Consider the following 22,554-nt stretch of genomic DNA (forward strand, 5'->3'; position numbering starts at 1 on the left):
AGGGGGTGGCACTCTCTCGGAGCATGACCGACATCATCAAGAACGCCCAGCTCGTGCCCGTCCAGGAGTTCCAGCGCATGGACGCGGACGGCGACGGATCCGTCGACCTGACCGATTTCCTCCGGGCACCGCTCCGGCTCCTGGCCGAGCTCGGCATCCCGGAGGAGTCGGACAAGGGGCGGGCTCTCCTCGACGCCAACAAGACCCAGTGGACGTTCCTGCTGTCCCTCGGCGATGCCGACGGCGACGGGATCCTTTCGAGCGACGAGTACGTGGCCGCCCGGACGTCCCCCGGCTTCCGTTCGGCGGACCGCCCCGGCAAGGGCGAGGTGTGCCGGACCCTGTTCGATCTTCTCGACCGCGACGACGACGGCTCCGTCGACCGGGACGAGTTCCTCCTGGCCGGCGACTTCCTGGGCATGTCGGCCACCGATGCCGCCGCGTACTTCGACGAACTCGACGCCGACAGCAGCGGACGCATCAGCCCGAAGGAGTTCCTGAAGGCGGTGAAGCGCTTCTACACCAGCTGAGCCCCGGGCCGGAGTCAGCCAGGCCGAGCCGACTCGCCCGCGACGCCGGCCACGCACCGACCGTCGGGCCACCGGGCGGGTCGGTCACCCCCACCGGGGGCGCCGCCCGTCGCCGGGCGAGGGCCGGCTCCGTGGCCCCGGCCCGTCAGGTCTCGTCCTCCAGCACGGCGTCGCAGGCGCTGCAGACCCGGTCGGCGTGTTCCGGGGGGTACCACGAGGAACCGGGGTGCTCCGACGGCTTCCACGGGGCCGCCTCCATGGCGAAGGTGTCCTTGCCGCAGAACGTCCGGGGACCCAGCGCCGAGGAGCCCGGGGCAGTGGGCGCCGCATGCACGTGGCGGACGACCGGGGCCCCTTCGCCCCTGCCGACCGCGGTCGGCGCCCTGTCGAGCTCGTACACCACGATGATCTCCGTCATGATCCGACAGTAGACCGCCGTGTGGGCGCACGCCGTGTGGGCGCCCTGCCTCCGTGTCACCGGCCCGTGGCGGCAGAGTCACCCCGGCGTCCTCCTCTTCATGGACGCCAGCAGCACACACCGGGCATGGAGGAGACCATGCTTCCGCCGGACCGTACGATCCTCCGGGCCCGTTCCCGGGCCGGGTGGACGTTCGACCGGGTGAGTGCGGCCGGAAGCGCGCTGCCCGTGGGTGCGGGGGAGGCTGCCACGCTTCCGGTATCGGAGGGCCCGCTCACAGGGGCCCTGCTCTCAGCCCTACGAGGTCTCGCACAGCGCCGCTTCGGCAACCTTGTACATCTTCATGATGGAGGCGGTCTGATTGAGGGAAGCGGCCGAGTTGCTCATCACCGACGCGTGGCGGCCGTCGGCGGTCACCATGGTCAGCGACATGTAGCCGTTGACGCTGCCGGTGTGTCCCATGGCCACTCCGCCACAGGGCAGGGGGCCGGCCGCCAGGCCGAGGCCGTATCCGGTGCCCGGGCCCTGGCCCTGGTCCCAGAACGTCTTCATCTCGGCCAGGCTCGCCTGCGACACGACCTTTCCGCCGACGAGCGCCTGGTAGAAGGCGGTGAGGTCCTGCTCGGTCGAGACCATCGCCCCCGCGCTGCCGAATTGGGACGGTTCGAAGTCCGACGTGACGTCGGTCCAGAAGACGGCCGGGCCGATGCGGAGCACCCTGTAGCCACGGACGTACGGGTCGGGGAGGGTGCGGATTCCCGGCACGGGGTAGAAGGTGTGGTTCAGGCCGAGCGGCCCGATGATGCGGGTCGTGATCGCCTCGCCGACCTGGGCCTTGGTGACCTTCTCGATGAGCATGCCGAGGATCTGGTAGTTCACGTTGGAGTAGACGAGCTTGCTTCCCGGCGAGGCGACCGGGGGGCGTTCCAGCCCTTGGCGCACCAGCTCGGCATGGGTGTACGTCGGCTGCGGGCGCAGGCTGGGGCTGTCCGGGATGCCGCTGGTGTGTTGCAGGAGGTGGCGCACGGTGATGGTGTTGCCGTCGTAGCCGTTGCCGTCGACCACGCCGGGCAGGTACTGCTCGATCGGGGCGGTGAGGGAGACCTTCCCCTCGTCGACCAGCTGCAGGACCACGGCCGCGGTGAAGGTCTTGGTCTGGCTGCCGGCGCGGAAGTGGTCGGTGGGCTGGACGGGCCGGTTGGCGCCGACGAGGCCGGTACCGGAGCTGAGGTTCCACGAACCGGTGCTGTTCCCGGCGTAGACCCCGGCGCCCGGGCCGGTCACCGCCTGGAAGGCGTTCAGCGCGGCCTGTGTGGTCGCGTGGCCGTCGGCGGCGGGCTGAGGCTGCGCGGGCCGGGCCTGCGCCGGGGACGGCAGCACCAGCACCGCCGCGAACACCGCGCCGACCACGGCCGCCAGTCTCCGTCTGCGTAAGTTCCTTGCCACTGGGACTCCTTGATGGATACGGGATTCTCGTTCTCTTGACGCGACTGGGCGAGCCGCGCCCGGGCGAACCGCACTGGGCGAGTATGGGGCGGCCGGGCCCCTGTTGTGGAGATCGTTTCTGGACGGGCGGTGATTGCTATAGGCACAGAGGTGGCGCGGGCGGGGTCGGTGCGGAGTCTGCGGTGGAACCACCGGTCGCCGCGAGCGGGACGAGGCGGGCTGAGCCGGTCCCGTCGGCGGCGGCCACACGCACGGATGCATCTGTTCGGTGGTACGTAACCAAGAACCGGCGATCACGTTAGTCCGCCCGGCAGGGAGCATTTGGATCTTGAGTCTCGACGCACCTCGGCCTCGGCACGCCGCCCGCGCCGGGCGGGCTGTGGTGGCCGACGCCGGCCATGCTCCTCGGAATGACGGACGGCGAACACCAGGCCCCCCGATGACAGAGCCCGGACCACCGACAGGGAGCAGGCATGCCCGTACCGCTGCAGCGCGATCCGCACCGCACCCGCGAGGCGATCACGCAATGGCTGGCCGACCGGTTCCCCGCCGAGGGCACCCCCACGATCGGGGCCCTGAGCACTCCCGACGAGACGGGCTTCAGCGGCGAGACGCTCCTGTGCGACGTGAAGTGGAACCACCAGGGCCGGAGCCTGGTCCGGCCCCTGGCCGTCAAAGTGGCTCCGGCCCGCCACCACCTGTTGCCGGACTCCTCGTGGCACCGTCAGGTCAGGCTCCAGGAACTCCTGGCCACAACCGACGTGCCCGTGGCCAGGATCCACGGCAGTGAGTCCTCCGGCGAACTCCTCGGCGCCCCTTTCGTCGTCATGGAACGGATCGACGGGCGGGTGCCGGGAGACATCCCCTCGTACCACCGCTCCGGCTGGCTGACGGAACTCCGCGCGGCCGACCGCGCGCAGGTCTGGAACGGCGGTCTGCAACTGATGGCGAGGCTCCACCGCCTCGGCCCCGACACCCTGGACCTGTCCTTCCTGGACGACCCGGCCCACGGCCGGGCCTATGGTCCCGTCGGCATGCGCCGCCAGTTCGGCGCATGCATGGCGCATCTGGAGTTCTACGGCGTCCAGGACGACCCCGTCGTCCTGCGCGCCGCCGACTGGCTGCGGGACCACCGCCCGGAAGAGCCCGGACCGCCGCGGCTGTTGTGGGGTGACGCCCGCATCGGCAACATCATCTACTCGGGCCACACGCCGGTCGCCCTCCTGGACTGGGAGATGGCCACGCTCGGCGCGCCGGAGAGCGACCTGGCCTGGTACCTCTTCACCGACCGCTACCTGAGCGAGGGCCTCGGTCTGCCGCGGCTTCCCGGCCTGCCGGGCCGGCGGGAGACCGTGGCGACGTACGCCTCCCTCCTCGGTCGTCCACTGCGCGACTTCGCCTCCTACGAGGTGTTCGCCGCCTTCCGGTTCAGCCTGATCACGTCCCGGGTCACGCGCCTGATGACGGGCACGGGCATCCAGTGGCCGAGCGGACGGACTCCCTACCTGCGCAGCGCGGCCCTGCTCGCCAGGGTGCTGGACGAGGCCGGTGAAGCGTCCTGCCCCGGGTGAGCGGCCAGGGAGCCGGCCGGCACCGCAGCACGTCCGCCTCCGGCTGCTTCCCGCCCGAGGGCAGGCAGATGGCCCGGGTAAGGGAATCGGTCTACGATTTGCGTAGCTCTATCATCTTATGGCTGGAGTCAGCCCATGACGCACTCGTGCATACGGTTGCGCAGGGGGGCCGTGACCGCCGTTGCCGTGGGGATGGTTGTGGTGCCGGTTGCGAGTGGGGCCGCAGGCGTGGCGCCGATGCCCGTTCCCACTACCGCCACAGCTGCTGGACCGCCGGCGCCGCCCGGTTCCGCGCCGGCCGCCGACGGTGACTTCCGGGAGCTCACTCCCGCCGTGGCGCAGCAGCTCGACGAAGCCGTGCAGCGCGTCATGCGGGAGGCGGACGTCCCCGGGGTGACCGTCGGGCTGTGGACGCCCGACAAGGGGCGCTACGTGCGGTCGTTCGGGATCGCCGACAAGAGCAACGGCCGGAGGATGTCGTCGGACATGTACATCCGGATCGGCAGCGAGACCAAGACGTTCACCGTGACCGCGCTGCTGAAGCTGGTCGACCAGGGCAAGCTGAACCTGGACGATCCGATCGGCACGTACATCGACGGGGTGCCCAACGGGAACACGATCACCCTGCGCCAGCTGGCCGGGATGCGCAGCGGGCTCTTCAACTACTCCGAGGACGAGGACTTCTACAAGGCGCTCACGTCCGATCCGCGGCGTCCGTTCACGCCGCAGCAGTTGCTCGGCTACGCCTTCAAGCACCCCGTGCTGTTCCCGCCGGGCGAGAAGTTCTCCTACTGCAACACCAACCTCATCCTCCTCGGCCTGGTCGTCGAGAAGGTCGGTGGCCGGCCCCTCGGCGACTTCATCCGGGAGAACGTCCTCGCACCGGCCGGCCTGCATGCCACGCTCTTCCCGGCCGGCGCGGAGTTCCCGAACCCGCACGCGCAGGGATACACGAACCAGACCGCGAGCGGGAAGACCGAGGACGCCGCCGACTGGAATCCCTCCTGGGGCTGGGCGGCCGGGGCGATGATCTCCGATCTGGAGGATCTGCGCGTCTGGGCGCGCACGGTCGCCACGGGCATCTTCCCCAACGGCGAGACCATGATCAGCGCCGTCACGCAGAAGCAGCGGCTCACCACCGCCCCGACCACGATCCCGGGCGCCGGGTACGGCCTCGGCATCTTCGACGTCCAGGGCTGGATCGGGCACAACGGTTCGCTGCCCGGCTACGAGACCCTGACCGTCCATCTGCCCAAGGCCCAGGCGACCCTCGTCGTGTTGCTGAACACGGACATCGATCACGACGGTGCGGAACCCAGCACGCTCTTCGGCGAGGCGATCACGAAGATCGTCACACCGGGGAACGTCTACAACCTGCCCGCGCAGCCCGCGGCGAGGTGAGGACCCGCAGCGACGCCCCCGCCGGGGGCGTCGCGCCGGGGGACGGGCGCGAGGGTCGGGGCCGAGGTAACGGAACGGGCCCGAGGTTGCCGAATCGGCCACGTCGCTCGTGAGCCAAGGGCTATACCGGTGGCGTGACTGTGCCAAGGGATGTGGATGAAACGCGCGGTGAACTGCGCGACGTTCTCGACCGGTCCGAGGCGTGGCTGCGCGACGCGGCCGCCCTCCCCGAGGCTCCGGGAGAATGGCCGGAGGACGTGCGCGGGGAAGCCGCGACCGTGAAGCGGTTGAGGACGCGCGCGGCCTCGACCCTGATCAACGTGGCGCTCCTGGGGGCCTTTTCGTCCGGCAAGAGCTTCCTGCTGAGCGGCTTGCAGGGCGGTCTGGAGCTGGTCGAGGTGCAGACCGCCGACGGACGGACGGCGGACAAGTTCGTCGGGCTGCTGCCGTCCTCGCCGGTGCCGACCACGGCCTGTCCCGCGAGCGTGGTGCCGGTGGACGGCCAGTCCACGGTCGACGCGTCCGGGACCGGCTACCTGCGGGTGCGCTTCACCGACTCGGCCGACGGCCAGTGGGAGGACGTCGGGAACTCCCCGGCCCCGTCCGTGGTCGCGGCGTACGCGATGCAGGACGCGGACGTCACCGACCGGCTCAGGGCGCACCGGGGCCGCGAGGTCGCCGAGGTCGAGGTGCTCCTGGCCGACGCCAGGCTTCCGGCGAAGCTCTACGACCTGCCCGGCTACGGCTCCCCGAATCCCGTCCACGACATGATCGTCAGGGCCGCGATGGCCGATGCGGACTGCTTCATGTACGTCTCGCACGCCAGCCGGACGCTCTCGGAGAGGGACCTCGACCTCATCCGCTTCCTCTACGAGCACTATCTGCTCTCCGGCAAACGGGTCGTGTGGGTGGTCACCGCCATCGACTCGGCATCGAACCTCGATCTGCGCAACGTGGTCGAGTGGAAGGCGACCATAGCCCGCAACAACAGCTATCTGAGGGAGAACTTCACCCTCCCCGACGGCCAGCCGGACCTGGGGTTCATCGGCGAGGGCTTCCTCCCTGTCTCCCCGGCCCTGGAGGCGCGCGCGGCCAAGCTGGAGGCCGAGGAGGCCGAGGCGTCCGCACGGCGATACCGGGCGGAGAGCCGGATGGACACGCTGCGTCAGGCGATCGAGGACCTGATCAGCACGGGAACCGGTACCCGGCACATCGCCGCCGTGGCGGCCGAGGCACGTGTCCTGCTCGTTCCCCGGCTGCGGGTGATCGAGGACCGGCTGCGGGCCGAGCGGCTGGAGATCGACGGGCTGAGGGAGTTGCTGGGTGGTCAGCAGCAGCGGCTGGAGCTTTTGGACCGGGCGCTGCCGCAGTTGCGCGAGCAGCTGGAGCGGAAGCTCCAGACCCGTGTCGGACGGGCCGTGCGGCCGTTCGGCCGGCTGGCCGCCCATCTGCACTCCGTGCTGGACGCCCCCATCAGGCAGACCGACGTCAGCAAGCCGGCCAGGGCGAACCAGGTCCAGGTGTCGAAGACCCAGGCGCTCCGGACGTGGATGGAGGCCCCGACCGGTCCGGCAACGCTCTGGACCGAGCAGTTCGAGGCGTTCAAGCAGGACGTGGTGCAGGCCGTGGACAACGTCTTCGGCGACAAGGACCTCGCGGGACGGCTTCCCGACTCCGTCTTCGACGTGAACGATCTCTCCGTGCCCCAGCGGACGCACCGCGCGACCACCGCCCAGGACGTGGTCCAGCGTGCGGCGGCACTGGTCGGCATCGTGACCCCCGTGGCCGCGGGCGGGACCTGGCTGTACGGCCTGGCGGCGGCCGGCACCGTGTTCCCTCCCGCGGGGTTCGTCGCGGGCGCGGCCGCGCTGGTCTTCATGGGGATCCAGTACCGCAAGAAGAGGATCAGCTCGCTCGAAGCCCTCCAGGAGGAGTGGATCGGCGCCATCGACGCGGAAGTCGCCGTGGTGAAGGAGCAGTTCGCGTTGTCCGCCGGCGTCCAGGGCACCGACGTCATCGATCACCTGGGCGACAACCTGGCGCAGTACCGGGAGCAGCTGGAGCAGTCGCGTGACTTCGTGCGGCTGCGGATCGCCCATCCCGAGAACCAGGTCCGGCAGGGCCTGATCGAGCAGCTCGAACCCGTCCACGAGGAAGGCCGGGCGCTCGTGGAGGCCCTGCGGGCCCTGGAGAAGACCTGAGGAGGGGTGCGGAGAGGGCGGGTGGTGCATGTGGTTCGTGTGGTCGTCCTGGGCGAGTTCCGCGGGGACAGGCTGGTTCCGCCGCTCAGGGACGGTGGTGCGGATGTCACCGTGCTGGGGTTCGTGGATGCCGGTTCGTTCCTGGGACCCGGTGTGACGTGCGGTGAGCTGCCGGCGGCCATGGACGAGCAGGTGCTGCTGCACCTGCTCAGGGAGTACCGGGCCGACGTCGCCCTGCCGAACATGGGATGCCCCGGCCAGGAGCAGTTCCTGCCCGCCTACGCCCGCGCCGCGACCCGCATGCGTGCGGCGGGTGCGGGCTGTCGTATGCCCGTGCACTCGGAACGGTTCGCGCTGCTGGCGAGCGACAAGGTGGCCTTCCACCGTCTCGCGGGGGAGCGGGGCTGGCCCGTCCCGCGAGGCGTGGTCTGCGCCGAGGGGAAGGCACTGGCAGGCGCCGTGGACGGGCTCGGCTTCCCCGTCCTGGTCAAGGAAGCACGGAGCGAGTTCGGCTCGGGGCGCCACTATGTGGAGGACGGGGCGGGTCTCGGCCGGGCGGGCGCCGAGGTGAGGTATCCGGTGCTGGTCCAGGAAGCCGTCGTGGGAGAGGAGTACGCGGTCGAGCTCCTGTCCGGTTCGTCCTCCACGGTGGCGTGGCCCGTGGCTTCCCTGGGCCGGCTCGGCAGCGACTGCGACCCGGGCCGGCGGGTGAGGGTCGCCCCCGTGGCACTGCCTGCCCGCGCGCGAGGGGAACTGGCCGCAACGGTCGCCGACATGACGGAGACCTGCGGGCCGTGGGGGCCCTGGCAGATCGACTTCGCCGTCACGGACGACGGCCGGCTGAAGGTGATCGAGGTGAACGGCCGGCTCAGCGGCGTGTCCAACATGAGCTGGGTGAGTACGGGCTGCGATCCGCACCAGGTGTACGCACAGGCCGCTCTCGGCCGGACCCCTCGCAGCCCGGGGGCCGGCCGGGTCGCGCTGGAGCTGCCGGTCCCCAACGGCGCGCCGCTGCCGTCCGAACCGTACGGGACGGAACTGCAGTGCTTCCCGGGCAGTCCGCTCAACCCGGCACCCCGCGTCCGTGGGTTCCACCGGCCGGTGCTCAAGGTCCCCGAACGCCTCGGAGACGCGGCGCACGCCTGGCTGCGGGCCCTGCCTCCCGGCACTCTGCTGAACAGCGCCGCCGACGAGGCGGCGTTCCAGCTGGACCGGGGCCTGCAGGCTCTCCGGCAGGGCGGCCGGGCGCCGTCGTGACCATCCCGCACCGTGCCGCGCGGGCTCACGCGAGGAGAGTGGTGATGAGCTTGCGCACCCTGCCTTCCTCGACTCGCCGGACCCCGTGGACCAGCTGGATGCCGTAGACGACGGTCGTTCCGGGCGGCGGGGTGCACGTCCAACGGGTGTGCGGGGTGTCGGCCAGTTTCACCGGGCCGGTGCGGGCAGTGATCTCGTGGACGAACCGCGTCCCGGGCGCGTAGTCGCTGCCCGTCGCACTGACGTCGCTCCACAGGGCGTCGGCGGAGCAGGTGCCGAGGTAGAACTCACCGCCACGTCGGGCAACTTGGAGATCGAAGCCGACCCGGGCGATCCGCTGCGGCCGGGCCTGCGGGTCGCCCACGCCGTGCACATGCGGACGGATTTCGTCACCGGGTTTCAGATCGTGGTACAGCCACGGTTCGATGCCCGTGGCGGAGGGGAAGGCCCGGCGGATGGCGGGCAGGGCGCGCTGCAGGCCGGCGTCCACGATGGCCTGCGCCGCCTCGGGCGGGGTGAGTCCCTCGCTGGGACGCGCGGGAACCCAGCCGGTGGCCGCGAGGTGCTCGTCCAGCACCTTGGTGAGCTCGGCGGTCTCGTCGGGCGTGAGGAACCCTTCGACAGTCTGCACGGCCAGGGTCTCGGTCATGTGGATCACCAGCGGACTCCTCCCACGACGTCCCGTCGGACCTCCGACATTCCAGTACGGGACCGCGGCGCAGCCAAGCCCGGGCCCGGCCATTCCCGGGACCGCACCGTGCGGGAGGACGCCTTGACGGGGAACGGCCCGCGCCGAAGGGTGGGGGCGTGACGTTCCCCGGCTCACCCATGGACACCGGCGTGCTCCTCGTGGGCGCCGGGCCGACCGGCCTGCTGCTGGCCTGCGAACTGGCACTGGCGGGCGTACGGACCCTGGTGGTCGACAAGCGCGCGACACCGCACAGGGAGTCGCGGGCGCTGAACCTCCACCCGCGCAGCATGGAGCTGATGGACATGCGGGGCCTGGCCGAACGGTTCCTGGCCGCGGGCCGTACCGTGCCCGGCTGGCAGTTCGCCGTCAGCCTCAAGCGGCGTCTCGACTTCACGGCGCTCGACACCCGGCACCCCTACGCACTGCTGCTGGCCCAGTCCCGGACCGAGGAGCTGCTGGCGGAGCGGGCGCTCGAACTGGGTGCGGACATCCGCCGCGGGTACGAGGCCGTCGGCCTCCGCCAGGACGCCGACGGCGTCGAGGTGGACGTATCCGGACCCGGCGGGCCGGTCACCGTGCGTGCGGCGTACGCGGTCGGCTGCGACGGCGGGCGCAGCCTGGTCCGGCAGGCGGCCGGAATCGGCTTCCCCGGGACGCGTGAGTCGATGACCGCCGTCGTGGGGGACTTCGCCGTCGCCGATCACGCGTGCAACGACCGGGCCCGGCGCCACGGCGTGCTCGTCTCGCGGCTGGAGGCCGGGCTGACCCGGTACGTGGTGATGGATCCCGGGCGGTTGCGGGTCCCCTCCACCGAACCGGTGACCCTGGAGGAGTTCCGTACCTCGCTGATGCGCGTGTGCGGCACGGACTGCGGTATCGGCATGCCACGGTGGATGTCGAGGTTCGGCAACACCACCCGCCTCGCGGAGCGTTACCGGCGGGGCCGCGTCCTGCTGGCCGGCGACGCCGCACACATCCACTTCCCCGTCGGCGCCCAGGGCCTGAACACCGGGCTGCAGGACGCCATGAACCTCGGCTGGAAGCTCGCCGCCACGGTCGCCGGCCGGGCGCCGCCTGGCCTGCTGGACACCTACGACGACGAGCGCCGCCCCGTCGGTCACGCGGTCACCACCGCCACCCGGGCGCAGACCTTGCTGGTCGAACTCCCGCTCACGGAGCAGTACGGTCCCGCCGCCGGTCTCCTGTGCGAACTGCTCGACACGCTCCTCGACATGGAGGACGTCAACCGGTACCTGGCCGGCAGGATCTCCGCCCTCGACACCGCCTACCCTCCGGCCACGCCGGACGCCGACGCACTCACCGGCCGGCGCATGCCCGACATCGCCCTGGAGACGGCGGCGGGGCCGGCCCGCGTATACGAGCTCCTCCACGACGGCCGGCCCGTCCTGCTGAACCTCGGCCCCGGGGCCGCAGGAGACCCGGCCGACGGGACGGACCGGTCGGCCCGGCCCCGGCCGGGTGCCCGCATCCGGGTGGTCGATGCCCACCGGCACGAACTCCACACCGGCCTGGAGGACGCGAGCGCCGTTCTCGTCCGCCCCGACGGCCACATCGCCTGGGCGAGCCGCACCACCGACCCCCGCGCCCTGCGCGCCGAACGGGCCGGAGTCCTGGCGATGTGGACCGGTGCCCGGGCCCGCAACAGCGGATAGCGTGCGCGACGCGCCGCGAGGGCCGGCGGGCGCACGAAGCGTTCACGCCGAAGGCTTCGGGGGCGACCGGGTGGGGAACGTCTGTGCATCAGGGATCCGGTGAGCAGCGTCGTGCCGGGCGTGATGGGAGGGGTCTGCGATGTCCGAGGTGTCAGGCGAGCGGCTGCCGGTGGTGTCGGACGAGGTGGGGGAGGCACTCGGCCGTGGGCGGCCCGTGGTCGCGCTCGAATCGACGATCATCGCCCACGGACTGCCCCGGCCGCGGAACCTGCAGGTGGCCCGGGAGCTGGAGGAGCTCGTCAGAGCCGGTGGCGCCGTCCCGGCGACCATTGCGGTGCTGGACGGGCGGCCCCGTGTCGGGCTGGACGAGGCGCAGCTGGCACGGGTCGCGGGCGAGAGTGGCATCCGCAAGCTGGGGCACCGGGACCTGGCTCCGGCCGTGGCCGCGGGGGCGAGCGGGGCGACGACGGTGTCGGCGACCGCCTTTCTGGCCGCGCGGGCCGGCATCCGTGTCTTCGCGACAGGTGGTCTGGGCGGCGTCCACCGCGACTGGGCACGGGCCCAGGACGAGTCGGCGGACCTGCACCTGCTGGCGAAGGAGCGGATCGCCGTGGTCTGCGCAGGGGTGAAGTCGGTTCTGGACGTGCCGGCGACGCTGCAGCGCCTGGAGACGCTGGGGGTGGGGGTTCTCGGTTTCCGGACGGCGGAGTTCCCGGGGTTCTACCTCAGCAGCTCCGGTGAGCCGGTCGACTGGAGGGTCGAATCCGCGGCGGAGGTGGCCGGCGTGCTGCGGGCGCAGGATGCGCTCGGCGGTCCGCCTTCGGCGCTGATCGTCGCCCATCCCGTGCCCGTGGCGCAGCAGCTGGACCCGGAGCTGCACGACCGGGTGCTGGCACAGGCCCTGGCCGCGTGCGCGCGGGAGGGGGTCACCGGCCAGGCGGTCACCCCCTTCCTCCTGGACCACCTCTTCCGGCACACCGGCGGGGCGTCCCTGGAAGCCAACGTGGCCGCGGTGCGCGGCAACGTGCGGCTGGCGGCGGAGATCGCCGCGGCGTACGCCTCGTCGTCGTGTGCCGCATGACCGACGCCGGCAACGGGGCGCTGCTCGTCGTGGGTGACGTGGTGACCGACGTCATCGCCCGGCACCGCACACCCCTGGCCCCCGCCACCGACACGGCGGCCCGCATCACCACCCTCCCGGGCGGCGCAGGCGCCAACGTGGCCTGCTGGGCCGCCCACTCGGGAGCGCCGGACGTACGCCTCCTGGCCCGGGTGGGCGCGGACGCGGCCGGTCCGCACGAGCGCGCGCTGCGCGCGGCAGGAGTGCGGCCGCACCTGGTGGTCGACCCACGGATCCCCACCGGCACGGTCATCTGCCTGGTCGGAGCGGACGGCGAACGGACGTTCCTCACCGACAGCGGAGCGGTGCTGCACCTGTCGGCCGACGACTGGTGCGAGGACCTGCTCGCCGGAGTCGGTCACCTGCACGTCTCCGGCTATCTCCTCTTCTCCGACACCAGCCGCAGGACGGCCCGTCTGGCGATGGAGGCAGCCCGCGCCCGTTCCATCGCGGTGAGCGTCGACCCGGCCTCCGCCGGCTTCATCGCCCGCTTCGGCGTGGACCGCTTCCTCGCGGCCGTGGCGGGAGCGGACGTCCTCCTGCCCAATCACGACGAGGCCGCCCTGCTCACCGGTCTGCCGGAGCCCGCCGACGCCACGGCCAAGCTGAGCCGTCACTTCCCGCTGGTCGTGGCCACGCTGGGCCCGGGTGGCGCGCTGGTGGCCGCGTCCGGCACGGTCACCGCGCGGATCCCGGCCGAGCCGGTCACCGCCACGGACACGACCGGCGCCGGTGACGCCTTCACCGGGGCGTTCCTCGCAGCCCGCCTGGCCGGCGACGGCCCGGTCGCAGCCGCGCACCGCGGCTGCCGCGCGGGCGCGAGGGCCGTCGCCCTCGTCGGCGCCCGCCCACCCGACGGCCCCTTGCCGCCCTGACCACGGGCCCGTCCCGGCTGCCACGGCGTGCTGGCCCACCGGACCGGAACAAGCGTGCACGACTCTCCCGTTCGAACCTGTCGCCGTGCCACTCTGTGCGCGTGACGTCGGGATACCAGCACATCGTCGCGCAGGTCCTGGACGCTTCGGGTCTGACGGACACGTGGCGGATGGCGGACGGGGAATTCTGGTGCATGGTCGCCCCTGTCCGGCACACCCTTCGCCCGCAGGGCTGGAAGCTGCACCTGTCGGCCACCCCCGCCTCGGCGTCCCGCGTGCTGGAGCGGGCCGCAGCCGTGCTGGTGGGGCACGGATGCGCCTTCAAGTTCGCCCCCACGGCGCGAGCCGTCGCCGAGCTCACCGCGGTGCGGACCGACCGGGCGCAGTCGGGCAAGTTCCTCACCGCCTATCCCGCCCACGACGACCAGCTGCGCCTGCTGGCCGAGCAGTTGCACCGGTCGACGGCCGGGTTGCCGGGCCCGGCGATCCTCTCGGACCGGCGCTACCGGGCGGACAGCCTGGTGCACTACCGCTTCGGCTGCTTCAGCAGACCCCGCGAGCTCAATGACGACGGCTTCTACGAAACGCAGCTGGAGGCCCCCGACGGCACGGTGGTGCCGGACGAGCGGAAGCCGTGGTTCTCCCCTCCCTCGTGGGCCCCGCTGCCGTTCCCGCCGGCCGCAGGGACACCGGCCGGGCCGCGTCGGCGCGGCGGACCGGTCCTGCTGGCCGGCCGCTATCTGGTCCGGGAAGCCGTCCGGCACTCCAACCGCGGCGGCGTCTACCGCGCGCACGACCAGCACACCGGTGAGGACGTCCTGCTGAAGGAGGCCCGACCCCACATCGGGGCCGACCGCGAAGGACACGACGCCCGGGACTGGCTGCGCCACGAGGCGGACGTGCTGCACCGTCTCGCTCCGTACGGCATCGCCCCGGCCGCACGGGAGGTCTTCGAGTCCGCGGGGCACGTGTTCCTCGTCCAGGACCTGATACCCGGCACGACTCTGCAGCGGTGGACCGCCGACGCACTGCAGCGCGGTGACGGCCGGCTCCCGGTCCCGGCCGTCCACTCCCTGGCCCGCGACCTCGCCCGTATCGTCGGCCAGGTGCACGCCGCCGGTCACGTCCTGCGCGACCTGAAGCCCGGCAACGTCGTGATGAGACCGGACGGCACGCCCGTACTCGTCGACCTGGAGTGCACGGCCGACGCGGGCGGAACGGCCCACGTCGCCGGGACGCAGGGCTTCACCGCTCCGGAACACCTCGACAGCCCGGCCGGGGGTACGGACACGGCACCGCCCGCACCGGGACCGGAAGCGGACTGCTACAGCCTGGGCGCGACCTTGCTGCACGCCGCCACCGGCATCAGCCCCGTCCTGGCACCGGACGTCCCCGCAGCAGGCAGGACGGCCGGTGAACGGATCGCCGCCCTCGTGCGCGCCGCCGCCCCCGCGCACCCCGCCGTGCAGGCCCTCGGCCCGCTGCTCCTCGGCCTGACGGCGGACGCCGGACAGCGTTGGCCCTTGCCCCGGGCCGTGGCGTTCCTCCGGGCGGAACCGGCCGCGCCGCCGCAACGACCCGGCCCCGGACTCCCCGACGCCGACGCCGACCGGCTCATCGACGACGGACTGGCCTGGCTGGCCGGGACGATGGCCCCGGACGCCGCGTACCTGTGGCCCCGCCCCCGCACCCTGCCCCTCGGCGACCCGTGCAACGTCCAGGTGGGCGCCGCCGGGGTGCTGGCCGTCCTGGACCGCGCGGTGCGCAGCGGACGGGGCGCGGCACGGCCCGCCCTGCGCACCGCGGCGCGCTGGCTCGACGGCAGGCTGGCCCTGCCGGACCGGGTGCTGCCCGGGCTGTACTTCGGCCGCTCCGGGACGGCGTGGGCGCTGTACGACGCGGCGCGGACGCTGGACGACGAGGACCTGGCGGACCGGGCCCGGGCACTGGCCCTGCGGATCCCGCTCGACGGCAACAACCCGGACGTCTGCCACGGCCTGGCCGGCGCCGGCACGGCGCAGCTGTACCTGTGGCACGCCACCGGCGACGGGCGGTTCGCCGAGAGGGCCCTGCACTGCGCGGACCGCCTGCTCCATCTGACGAGGAGCGCCGGCCGCACGGTCGACTGGCCTGCGGGCCGGGAGCACCGGAGCGACCTCGCGGGCTCCGCGTCGTACGGCTACGGGCACGGGGTGGCCGGCAACGCCGCCTTCCTGCTCGCGGCGGGCCGGGCCCTGGGCCGGCCGGACCTGGCCGAGGCCGCGGCGGGCGGCGGCGAGGCGCTGTGCGCGGTGGCCCGGTGGCGCGACGGCGGGGCCGCCGACTGGCCGAAGGGCCCGGGCCGTCACGAGCGCACGGGGCTGAACCTGTGGTGCAACGGCGCGTCGGGCGTGGGGACGTTCCTGGTGCGGCTGTGGCGGGCCACCGGCGACGCGCGGTTCCTCCGGCACGCCGAGGGAGCCGCGGCAGCGGTGTACCGCGACCGCTGGCGGCTGGGCCCCGGCACCTGCCACGGCGTGGCGGGCAACGCCGAACTGCTCCTCGACCTGGCCGCAGCGACCGGCGACGACCGCTACCGACGGCAGGCGGCCGAGGCCGCCGGCTGCCTCTTCGTCCGCGCCGCGCTGCGCGACGGACGGCTGCTGGTGCCGGACGACACGATGCGCGAGATCTGCGCGAGCTACAACGTCGGCCTGGCCGGCGTCCTGGACTTCCTCCTGCGGCTCAGGACCGGCGGCGGCCGCTCCTGGTACGCCGCCCCCCTCGACCTCCGCCGGCCGGAGAACAGGAACGACGAGCAGACGACGAAGGAGACGTGATCCATGGAAACCGAGGTCCTTGAGCTCCAGGAACTCCCCGAGACCGACGGGGAGATGCTGGAGCCGATGATGTGTTGTGACACCGTCCCGCGCACCGACTGGACCGACGGCTGCACGGAGTACCCGCGCTGCCGCTGATCTTCCCGACGGTCTTCCCAACGGTCGTGCGGCGGGCCCGCCGCACGACCCCCGACCGCACCCTGGCGAAGGCCCGAAGGCCCGAAGGCCCGAAGGCCCGAGGGCCCCAAGGCGCGGGGGCCCGAAGGAGCACGGCTTGGGCGGCAGCACGTGGACGGCAGCGGTGTCCGGCGGCGCGGCGGACGCCGCCCTCGGCCTCGTGGCCGCGCTGGCGGGCCGGCCGCGCGCCGCACCCTCGTGCGTACGGCCCGACCTCGCGGGCGGCGGACCGGGGCCGGCCCTGGTGTACCACCAGCTGGAGCGGTACCGGCCCGGAGAGGGCTGGGGCGCCCTGGCCGACGGGTACCTCGCCGCATCGGTCAGGGGCACCGAGCGCCTGGGAACGACGGCTCCGGGGCTTCACGCGGGCCTGGCCGGCCCGGCGTTCGCGGCCTGGTGCCTGTCCCGCGCAGGTCCGCCCGAGTCTTTCGTGGACGAAACGCTACGCCGGGCAGTCGCACTCACCGACGGCGCCCACGGTGTGGCGTGGCGGGACTTCGACGTGATCCACGGCCTCGCCGGGACCGGCGCCCTGCTGTTGTGCCGGGCCGGGGAATCACCGCACGCGGAACGCTCCCTGCGCGCCGTGCTCACCGCTGTGGTGGCCCTGTGCGGGGAACGCGGGGGAGTTCCCCACTGGTTCACGCCCGCCGCGGCCATCCGGGACGACGCCCTGCGGGAACGCTTCCCGCACGGTGCCCTCAACTGGGGTGCGGCGCACGGGATCGCCGGACCGCTGGCGCTGATGGCGCTCGCCCGGTCCGCCGGGGTGCGTGTCCCGGGCCAGGACGAGGCGCTGCGCAGGACGGCCGGCCGACTCGGGGCCTGCCGGACCGAGGACGCCCGGGGGCCCGACTGGCCGGGCATCACCGCACTGGACGGAACGCCGGATCCCCGTCGGCGCAGGACCGCTTCGTGGTGCTACGGCACCCCCGGAGTGGCCCGGTCCCTGTGGCTGGCGGGCACGGCACTGGACGACGCCTCCCTGCGGAGGACGGCGGTGCGGGCCATGAAGGCCGTCCTCCGCCGGTCCGCCGAGCAGTGCGGTGCCGACACGTCACCGGGCCTGTGCCACGGCCTCGCCGGGCTGCTGCAGATCACGCTGCGGTTCGCCCACGACACCGGGGACGCGGAGTTCCGGCGCGCCGCAACCGACCTGACCGTCCGGCTCTCGCGGTTTTGCGAACACGGCGGGAACCTCGCCCAGGACGGCCCCGGCTTCCTGGACGGAGCCGCAGGCGTGCTCCTCGCCCTCCTCGCCGCGACCACGGACAACGCCCCCACCTGGGACCGTGCCCTGCTCCTGGCGTAAGGAGACGGTACTGTTTGCTGCCCGCACGCCTGGGGGAGGGTGAATGGCGAGGAAGCAGTTACCCGCGCTGCCGCAGTACCGGCAGGACGCGGTGACGCGGCGGCTGTGTGCCGCGACGCACCTGGACGAGGGCTTCGCCCATGAGGTGCACGAGGAGTTCACCGCGGACCGGATGACCGCGGTCGGCCTGCCGCTCGGCGTCAATCTCCTGGCGCTCGTACGGCACGCCGGGGCCGCCGTCCGGCGCACCGAGGCGCGGGACCGCCGACTCGCCTGGCTCTTCGGCGGGTTGGTGGCAGCGGTGCTCCTGGTGCTGTACGGACTCACCGCAGGGCCGTCCCCCGCCGGGACCGTGGGCGGCTGCGGGATCCTCGTGGTGTTCGGTACCGCGTGGTGGCTGGTGTACACGGCCGAGAGACAGGCCCGGGACGCCGCCCAGGAGGTCTTCCGCACGGGCGCGAAAGCCGAGGACCTCGCGCCGCCCGCCCCCCAGGGGGCGGAGAAGCGGCTGCTGGAGATGAAGAAGGCCAACGTCGTGCCCTACACGGCGAGTGCCGAGCGCACCAATCCGTTCGTGGGCAGCGGAAAGAAGATCAAAGAGGTGGTCTGGCAGCCCATCGACGTCAGCCGGCCCGCCGAGGCCCCGGGCGGCGGCAAGCTGACCATCAAGGACTTCGACGCCGTCGACCTGCACACCTACGTGGCCCGGGAGATGGCGAACATCGCCGGCCTCGAAGGGCTGAGGGCCAGGAACCGGCTGTACGTGCTGGGCACCCACGTCCCACACCTCGGCAAGGACCTGCTGCCCGATCCGCTCGGCCGGCCCCTCGCCCAGATCCCCAAGCAGCTGGTGCAGGCGGGCCTGCTGAACCCGGGCGCAGGAATGCGTACCTACCTGAGCCTGGAGCGGGTCGGCGACGGCGGACGCGTCATCGTGTCGATGCACCTGCGGGCCCGGCTCCAGCACCCCAGCCTCTCCTGGGAGGTCGCCGCCTACGGAATCCCCCCGGTGAGCGGCGCCTTCGGCCGCGTGGACGGGCTGCCGATCGACGGCTTCGAACGCTGGTGGAGCCTGGTGCGGTGTGCGAACGGGCAGACCTGGCCCGCGCTGCGCGGCGCACCGGGCCGCAACCACCGGCGCGGTGCAGCGAACAATCGCCGGGCGCGCGACCTGGAGAGACTGCGCAGGGACATCAGTAAGCGGCACGTGGCGCACGACTACGGGGCCGTGGACAGCATCCGCGAACGCGTGGCCTCCTGGGACCAGCTGGGACACTCCGACCGCATGGACTCGCAGGACTTCCTGCATCGCCTGCAGCAGGGCGTGTTGATAGCGACGGAGCGGTTCCTGAAGGACCACAACGTCGACACCAGCTCCTTCGACCAGGCCCAGCAGGTCATCAACACCCAGACGTACAACTTCTCCGGAGACATCACCGGGCCGAGCAACTTCGGCAACAACGGGCAGATCAGCGCGGCCTACGGGCAGGGCGGCCAGCAGCCGTCCGGTGCACCCGGCCAGGCTCCCTGACCCGGCGGACACTCCGTCCCCATCGACGAGGAGCAGGAATGAGCACGTTCAACTTCCACGGTGAGATCTCCGGGCCGGGCAACTTCGGCGACGGCGGGAAGATCGAGATCCACCACCACGGCGCGACTGCGGCCGAGGCCCTGCGCCTGGCCGGCGAGCTGGCGCGGCAGCTGCGCGCCGACGGCCTGCCGGTGCTCGCCGAGCACGCGGACGTGGTCCGCGGCGAGCTGGTGCGGGCCGACCGGGAGCAGCGGCCCGCCGACCCGGGACGGGTCAGGCGGGCGCTGGAGACGATCTCGACGGGGCTCACCACGGGCAGCGCGGGCCTGGCCCTCGCCCAGGAACTGGGGCGCGTCATCGGCCTGTGAGCCGGGGTGGGGGGAGAGCCTTGAACGGCTCTCCCCCCACGTCACTTCGGACGGACGACGGCCCGGGCGCCGTCGAGGTCCAGCTCCAACCCGGAGCGCAGCGGCACGGTCTGGCCGGGCGCGATCTGCTGGGTCGTGCCGTCCGACCGCGTCCCCGTCCACGCCGCCCCGGAACGATTGGCAAGTCCGAACCTGCCGGGCTTCTGCGGGTGCTCGGTCAGCTCGGCGACGAGGGTGGCGTCGCCGTAGTCGTGCCGCGTGGGCTCCGGCACCAGATGGTGCGCGTGCACCCGCGCGGCACGCCCCAGCCGGACGTGACGCTCCGCCCGCGGCGATGGGGTGGTGAGCACCAGGCGCGGCGGCAGCACCAGCACACTGCGGCAGGACCAGCACGTTCCCGCCGTGGTCTCCTCGGGCTCGGTCATGTTCTGCCGCCCGCAGTGCGCACAGTCGACGACGCCGTCCAGCACGGCCCGCAGCGCGTCACGCCACTGCGACTCCCGCACCCGCGCCGCCGGATCGCGCAGACCCACGGTGAAGTTGTGCGTGAACAGGTCCCTCAGCACCTCGGGCGCGGCGTCCCAGGTGTGGAGCACGGTGGACTGCTCGACGGGGTCGGGCTCGTTGGAGCCGTCCTGCGGGTCGAAGACGAACAGCGGCTGCCGGCCGTACAGCTTCTTCTCGGCCGCCTCGTCGAAGCAGCGGATCGCCAGCTCCTGCCTGCCCTCCAGCGGATGATGGTTCATCAGCAGCATGAACAGGAGCACCGCGAGGGAGTGCAGATCGGACTGTGTCCCGGGCCTGGCGCCCGGATCGGCGCGCACCAGCTCGGGCGCCATGAACTTCATGGTCCCGGAGATGCCGCTGCTCTCGCCCTCCACCACCGCATTGTCGTTGTCGCACACCAGGACGTCACCGGTGGCGGGATCGAAGAAGACGTTCCCCCAGGAGATGTCACGGTAGGCGATGCCGCGGGAGTGCAGGGCCTGGTACGCCTCCACCATGTAGAGGCCCGCGGCGAGCAGGGCGCGCGGCGTGGTGCGCAGCCGCCGTGCGAACAGGTCGGGCAGACCCTTGAAGCGGTCCGGGCGGATGCCCATCAGGTAGCCGAACGCATCCGGTCGCGTGCCCCGGACGAACGCCGACGGCCACAGGAAGCGGTCGTCGTCGAAGTCCCGTTCCACCAGCTCCCGGACGATGTCCTCCTGCTCCGGCGTCGCGCACGCCGGGTAGTACCACTTGAGCGCCCGGTCGCCGGCCGCGGTCCGCACCCGGTACACCTCGCCCTGGCCGCCGGTCCCGAGCAACCCCGCGACCTGGAGTTCCACGCCGTCCTCGGTGGTGAGGCGGGTGCCGGTGTCGAGCATGCCGCTCATTGTCTCTCCGTTGTCTGTCGTTCGTCGGCCGCCGGCCCCGCGCCGGGCACCGGCCGTCGGGCGGCCGCCAGGGTGGTGTCGTCGCCCGAGTGCTGCGCGGCCGCCGCCAGCCAGTCGGGCAGCACGGCCCGTACGACCTCCACGCCCTCCTCGGACAGCCGCGTGTCGAGTCCTGCCATGAACTGGACGAAGCCCTCGTCGGAGGCGAAGCTCTTGGACAGGCCGTCCGTGGACAGCGCGACGAACCGCGGCGTGCGGGCCGGGGCCACGATCGGCGCCCAGTGCACCCGCACCAGGCGCCATGCCTCGCGGCTGCACAGCGATTCCGTCTCGTCCCCGAGGTCCGCCTCCGCCGGGGCCAGCGGCAGGTCCACCCCGCCGTCGTGCCCGACGACCGTCAGCTCGCCGTCGCCGAGCTGCCAGGCCGCGAACAGCTGCGGGGTCAGGACGGCGCCGATCAGCGTGGCCCCGTACAGCAGCAGCTTCTGCTCGTCGGTGGGCGCCGCCGTCCGCGTCGCGTCCGGGTCGTGCTCGTGCAGGCGCTGCCAGTGCCCCAGCACGTTGCGCCGCCACTCGGCCACCAACCTGCGCGGCATGACGTTGCGCGCGTAGTGCATCAGCCAGCTGAGGCTCCGCGACCCGTCGGGGCCGTCGGCGCTCGCGAGGGCCGCGAACTCCCGGGCATGCGCGGCGAAGAGGTCCACCGCGAGCCGAGCCCCGACGTCACTGCGCGCATGCCGCGCGGAGCCGTGCCCGTCGGCGACCGCCAGGATCAGCGGACGCTCCGCGGAGCCGTCTCCTTCGGCCGTGCACCAGTCCTGGTTCCGCCGCTTGTTGACCCCCGGCACGGTGGCGTCGAAGGTCTCCCAGTGCGGCACGTGCAGCACCGTCACCACACGTCGTCATCGTCGTCGTCCAGCACCGGCGGCGCGTACGGCGGCTTCTTCGCCAGCGGGTCGGACGAGCCCGCAACCGGCTGCGAGGCGGCCTTCACCGCGGCGGTCGAGGCCCACCGGATGGCAGCCGCGAGCTGCTTGGGGCTGTTGGCGTCCAGCGGCTGCAGCTCCGGATTGCCGAGGAACTCCTGCAGCACGCCCCGGTCGGCGTCCTCGCCGATGGCGATCGCGACCCGGACCGCCTTGCGTCCCCACGGGGTGGCGTCGACGGCCTTCAGGCCGGCCTTCCAGTCGTCGGTGGGCACCCCGTCGGAGACGAGCGCGAGCACCGGCTTCAGCGCACGCTGCGGCATCGGCGGGGTCTGCAGTTCGCGCGCCACCAGCTGCAGCGCCTCGCCCAGGTTCGTCATCCCGTCCACCTGTACGTCCTGCCAGGTGAAGTCGTCGACCGGCACGGGGTCCTTGTGGTGCCACTGGGCCGTCGTGGAGAAGGTGAGGGTGCGCAGCAACAGCTGGGCCGCCGGGTTGTCGTGCGCCACCGCGCGCATCTCCGGGACCGCCTCCCGGATCGCATAGTTGAGGCGGGCGATCTTCTCGCCCTGCATGGAGTACGAGCAGTCCAGCAGCCAGATGAAATGGACCGGCCGGTTGGCCATCGGCCCGCCGGGAATGTCACTCACGTCGTCTTGTTCCCTTCGTTTCGTCGTTCCTGCCCGGGCGGGCGTCAGCCGAGCCTCGGCACTGTGTACAGAGCCAGCGCCACGGCCAGGACCAGCGTGATCAGCGACGCCGTGACGAACAGACCGAACAGCAGCCGGCGTCCCCGTGCGATGTGCGGTGTCACCACCGTCATGGCGTCCTCCGTCTGCGGATCCTTCGCATTCCAAGTCCC

20 protein-coding genes are annotated in these 22,554 nt (G+C 72.6%); 13 read left to right on the plus strand and 7 right to left on the minus strand.

The features are described 5' to 3' along the window. Positions 1-23 precede the first annotated feature (23 nt). Positions 24-530, plus strand: a complete 507-nt coding sequence (locus IE182_RS19150; RefSeq protein WP_190111081.1) for an EF-hand domain-containing protein — start codon at positions 24-26, stop codon at positions 528-530. A 145-nt stretch (positions 531-675) separates the two neighbouring features. Here IE182_RS19150 and IE182_RS19155 read toward each other — a convergent pair whose 3' ends face one another. Beyond that, positions 676-948 carry a hypothetical protein gene (locus IE182_RS19155; RefSeq protein WP_190111082.1) on the minus strand — a complete coding sequence of 91 codons (273 nt, stop codon included), beginning with the start codon at positions 946-948 and terminating at the stop codon, positions 676-678. A gap of 297 nt (positions 949-1,245) precedes the next feature. After that, the gene (locus IE182_RS19160) at positions 1,246-2,394 is read right to left on the minus strand and encodes a serine hydrolase domain-containing protein (RefSeq protein WP_229844937.1); all 1,149 of its coding nucleotides are present in this window, start codon (positions 2,392-2,394) and stop codon (positions 1,246-1,248) included. 473 nt (positions 2,395-2,867) lie between these two features. Here IE182_RS19160 and IE182_RS19165 point away from each other — a divergent pair, with 473 nt between their 5' ends. From IE182_RS19165 to IE182_RS19180, 4 genes are all read left to right on the plus strand, one after another. Further along, complete coding sequence (locus IE182_RS19165; RefSeq protein ID WP_190111083.1) at positions 2,868-3,965, plus strand: phosphotransferase family protein; 1,098 nt, start codon at positions 2,868-2,870, stop codon at positions 3,963-3,965. A gap of 135 nt (positions 3,966-4,100) precedes the next feature. After that, positions 4,101-5,366 (plus strand): serine hydrolase domain-containing protein, encoded by a 1,266-nt coding sequence (locus IE182_RS19170; protein ID WP_190111084.1) that lies wholly within the window; start codon positions 4,101-4,103, stop codon positions 5,364-5,366. Between the two features lie 152 nt (positions 5,367-5,518). Then, positions 5,519-7,567, plus strand: coding sequence for a dynamin family protein (locus IE182_RS19175; RefSeq protein WP_190111085.1), 2,049 nt, complete (start codon positions 5,519-5,521; stop codon positions 7,565-7,567). Between the two features lie 21 nt (positions 7,568-7,588). Beyond that, complete coding sequence (locus tag IE182_RS19180; RefSeq protein WP_190111086.1) at positions 7,589-8,824, plus strand: ATP-binding protein; 1,236 nt, start codon at positions 7,589-7,591, stop codon at positions 8,822-8,824. A 25-nt stretch (positions 8,825-8,849) separates the two neighbouring features. Here the strand turns inward: IE182_RS19180 and IE182_RS19185 are convergent, their stop codons facing one another. Continuing rightward, a complete protein-coding gene (locus tag IE182_RS19185) occupies positions 8,850-9,482 on the minus strand; it encodes a hypothetical protein (RefSeq protein WP_190111087.1) in 633 nt (210 codons plus the stop codon). Between the two features lie 170 nt (positions 9,483-9,652). Between IE182_RS19185 and IE182_RS19190 the strand changes: the two genes are divergently transcribed. The 8 genes from IE182_RS19190 to IE182_RS19220 all read left to right on the plus strand — a co-directional run bounded on the left by IE182_RS19190 (position 9,653) and on the right by IE182_RS19220 (position 19,390). After that, positions 9,653-11,188, plus strand: a complete 1,536-nt coding sequence (locus tag IE182_RS19190; RefSeq protein WP_190111116.1) for an FAD-dependent monooxygenase — start codon at positions 9,653-9,655, stop codon at positions 11,186-11,188. 139 nt (positions 11,189-11,327) lie between these two features. Next, positions 11,328-12,269, plus strand: a complete 942-nt coding sequence (locus tag IE182_RS19195; protein WP_190111088.1) for a pseudouridine-5'-phosphate glycosidase — start codon at positions 11,328-11,330, stop codon at positions 12,267-12,269. Beyond that, positions 12,266-13,183 carry a carbohydrate kinase family protein gene (locus tag IE182_RS19200; protein WP_190111089.1) on the plus strand — a complete coding sequence of 306 codons (918 nt, stop codon included), beginning with the start codon at positions 12,266-12,268 and terminating at the stop codon, positions 13,181-13,183. Before IE182_RS19195 ends, IE182_RS19200 begins: the two co-directional genes overlap by 4 nt. A gap of 101 nt (positions 13,184-13,284) precedes the next feature. Beyond that, positions 13,285-16,002 (plus strand): class IV lanthionine synthetase LanL, encoded by a 2,718-nt coding sequence (gene lanL / locus IE182_RS19205; protein ID WP_229844938.1) that lies wholly within the window; start codon positions 13,285-13,287, stop codon positions 16,000-16,002. Positions 16,003-16,005: 3 nt separating this feature from the next. Further along, positions 16,006-16,140: a hypothetical protein gene (locus tag IE182_RS32495; RefSeq protein ID WP_263869045.1), complete on the plus strand. Its 135-nt coding sequence runs from the start codon at positions 16,006-16,008 to the stop codon at positions 16,138-16,140. A 136-nt stretch (positions 16,141-16,276) separates the two neighbouring features. Beyond that, positions 16,277-17,491 carry a lanthionine synthetase C family protein gene (locus tag IE182_RS19210; protein WP_190111090.1) on the plus strand — a complete coding sequence of 405 codons (1,215 nt, stop codon included), beginning with the start codon at positions 16,277-16,279 and terminating at the stop codon, positions 17,489-17,491. 43 nt (positions 17,492-17,534) lie between these two features. Then, positions 17,535-19,022 carry an AbeC-like domain-containing protein gene (locus IE182_RS19215; RefSeq protein ID WP_190111091.1) on the plus strand — a complete coding sequence of 496 codons (1,488 nt, stop codon included), beginning with the start codon at positions 17,535-17,537 and terminating at the stop codon, positions 19,020-19,022. Between the two features lie 38 nt (positions 19,023-19,060). Further along, positions 19,061-19,390, plus strand: coding sequence for a hypothetical protein (locus IE182_RS19220; RefSeq protein WP_190111092.1), 330 nt, complete (start codon positions 19,061-19,063; stop codon positions 19,388-19,390). A 41-nt stretch (positions 19,391-19,431) separates the two neighbouring features. Here IE182_RS19220 and IE182_RS19225 read toward each other — a convergent pair whose 3' ends face one another. The 4 genes from IE182_RS19225 to IE182_RS32500 all read right to left on the minus strand — a co-directional run bounded on the left by IE182_RS19225 (position 19,432) and on the right by IE182_RS32500 (position 22,515). Then, positions 19,432-20,766, minus strand: a complete 1,335-nt coding sequence (locus IE182_RS19225) for a protein kinase domain-containing protein (protein ID WP_190111093.1) — start codon at positions 20,764-20,766, stop codon at positions 19,432-19,434. Beyond that, complete coding sequence (locus IE182_RS19230; protein ID WP_229844939.1) at positions 20,763-21,662, minus strand: PP2C family serine/threonine-protein phosphatase; 900 nt, start codon at positions 21,660-21,662, stop codon at positions 20,763-20,765. The genes IE182_RS19225 and IE182_RS19230 overlap by 4 nt, the downstream gene beginning before the upstream one ends. Further along, positions 21,656-22,318, minus strand: coding sequence for a vWA domain-containing protein (locus IE182_RS19235; RefSeq protein WP_190111119.1), 663 nt, complete (start codon positions 22,316-22,318; stop codon positions 21,656-21,658). Before IE182_RS19235 ends, IE182_RS19230 begins: the two co-directional genes overlap by 7 nt. A gap of 68 nt (positions 22,319-22,386) precedes the next feature. After that, positions 22,387-22,515: a hypothetical protein gene (locus IE182_RS32500; RefSeq protein WP_268249626.1), complete on the minus strand. Its 129-nt coding sequence runs from the start codon at positions 22,513-22,515 to the stop codon at positions 22,387-22,389. Between the last annotated feature and the right edge of the window lie 39 nt (positions 22,516-22,554).

Source organism: Streptomyces cinnamoneus (assembly GCF_014650495.1).
Classification (GTDB): domain Bacteria; phylum Actinomycetota; class Actinomycetes; order Streptomycetales; family Streptomycetaceae; genus Streptomyces; species Streptomyces cinnamoneus.

What these genes read in the sequence shown, in the direction of transcription:
- IE182_RS19150 (WP_190111081.1), top strand. Translation starts at nt 24, where the DNA reads ATGACCGACATCATCAAGAACGCCCAGCTCGTGCCCGTCCAGGAGTTC.
- IE182_RS19155 (WP_190111082.1), bottom strand. Translation starts at nt 948, where the DNA reads ATGACGGAGATCATCGTGGTGTACGAGCTCGACAGGGCGCCGACCGCG.
- IE182_RS19165 (WP_190111083.1), top strand. Translation starts at nt 2,868, where the DNA reads ATGCCCGTACCGCTGCAGCGCGATCCGCACCGCACCCGCGAGGCGATC.
- IE182_RS19170 (WP_190111084.1), top strand. Translation starts at nt 4,101, where the DNA reads ATGACGCACTCGTGCATACGGTTGCGCAGGGGGGCCGTGACCGCCGTT.
- IE182_RS19190 (WP_190111116.1), top strand. Translation starts at nt 9,653, where the DNA reads ATGGACACCGGCGTGCTCCTCGTGGGCGCCGGGCCGACCGGCCTGCTG.
- IE182_RS19195 (WP_190111088.1), top strand. Translation starts at nt 11,328, where the DNA reads ATGTCCGAGGTGTCAGGCGAGCGGCTGCCGGTGGTGTCGGACGAGGTG.
- IE182_RS19200 (WP_190111089.1), top strand. Translation starts at nt 12,266, where the DNA reads ATGACCGACGCCGGCAACGGGGCGCTGCTCGTCGTGGGTGACGTGGTG.
- IE182_RS32495 (WP_263869045.1), top strand. Translation starts at nt 16,006, where the DNA reads ATGGAAACCGAGGTCCTTGAGCTCCAGGAACTCCCCGAGACCGACGGG.
- IE182_RS19215 (WP_190111091.1), top strand. Translation starts at nt 17,535, where the DNA reads ATGGCGAGGAAGCAGTTACCCGCGCTGCCGCAGTACCGGCAGGACGCG.
- IE182_RS19220 (WP_190111092.1), top strand. Translation starts at nt 19,061, where the DNA reads ATGAGCACGTTCAACTTCCACGGTGAGATCTCCGGGCCGGGCAACTTC.
- IE182_RS19225 (WP_190111093.1), bottom strand. Translation starts at nt 20,766, where the DNA reads ATGAGCGGCATGCTCGACACCGGCACCCGCCTCACCACCGAGGACGGC.
- IE182_RS19235 (WP_190111119.1), bottom strand. Translation starts at nt 22,318, where the DNA reads ATGGCCAACCGGCCGGTCCATTTCATCTGGCTGCTGGACTGCTCGTAC.
- IE182_RS32500 (WP_268249626.1), bottom strand. Translation starts at nt 22,515, where the DNA reads ATGACGGTGGTGACACCGCACATCGCACGGGGACGCCGGCTGCTGTTC.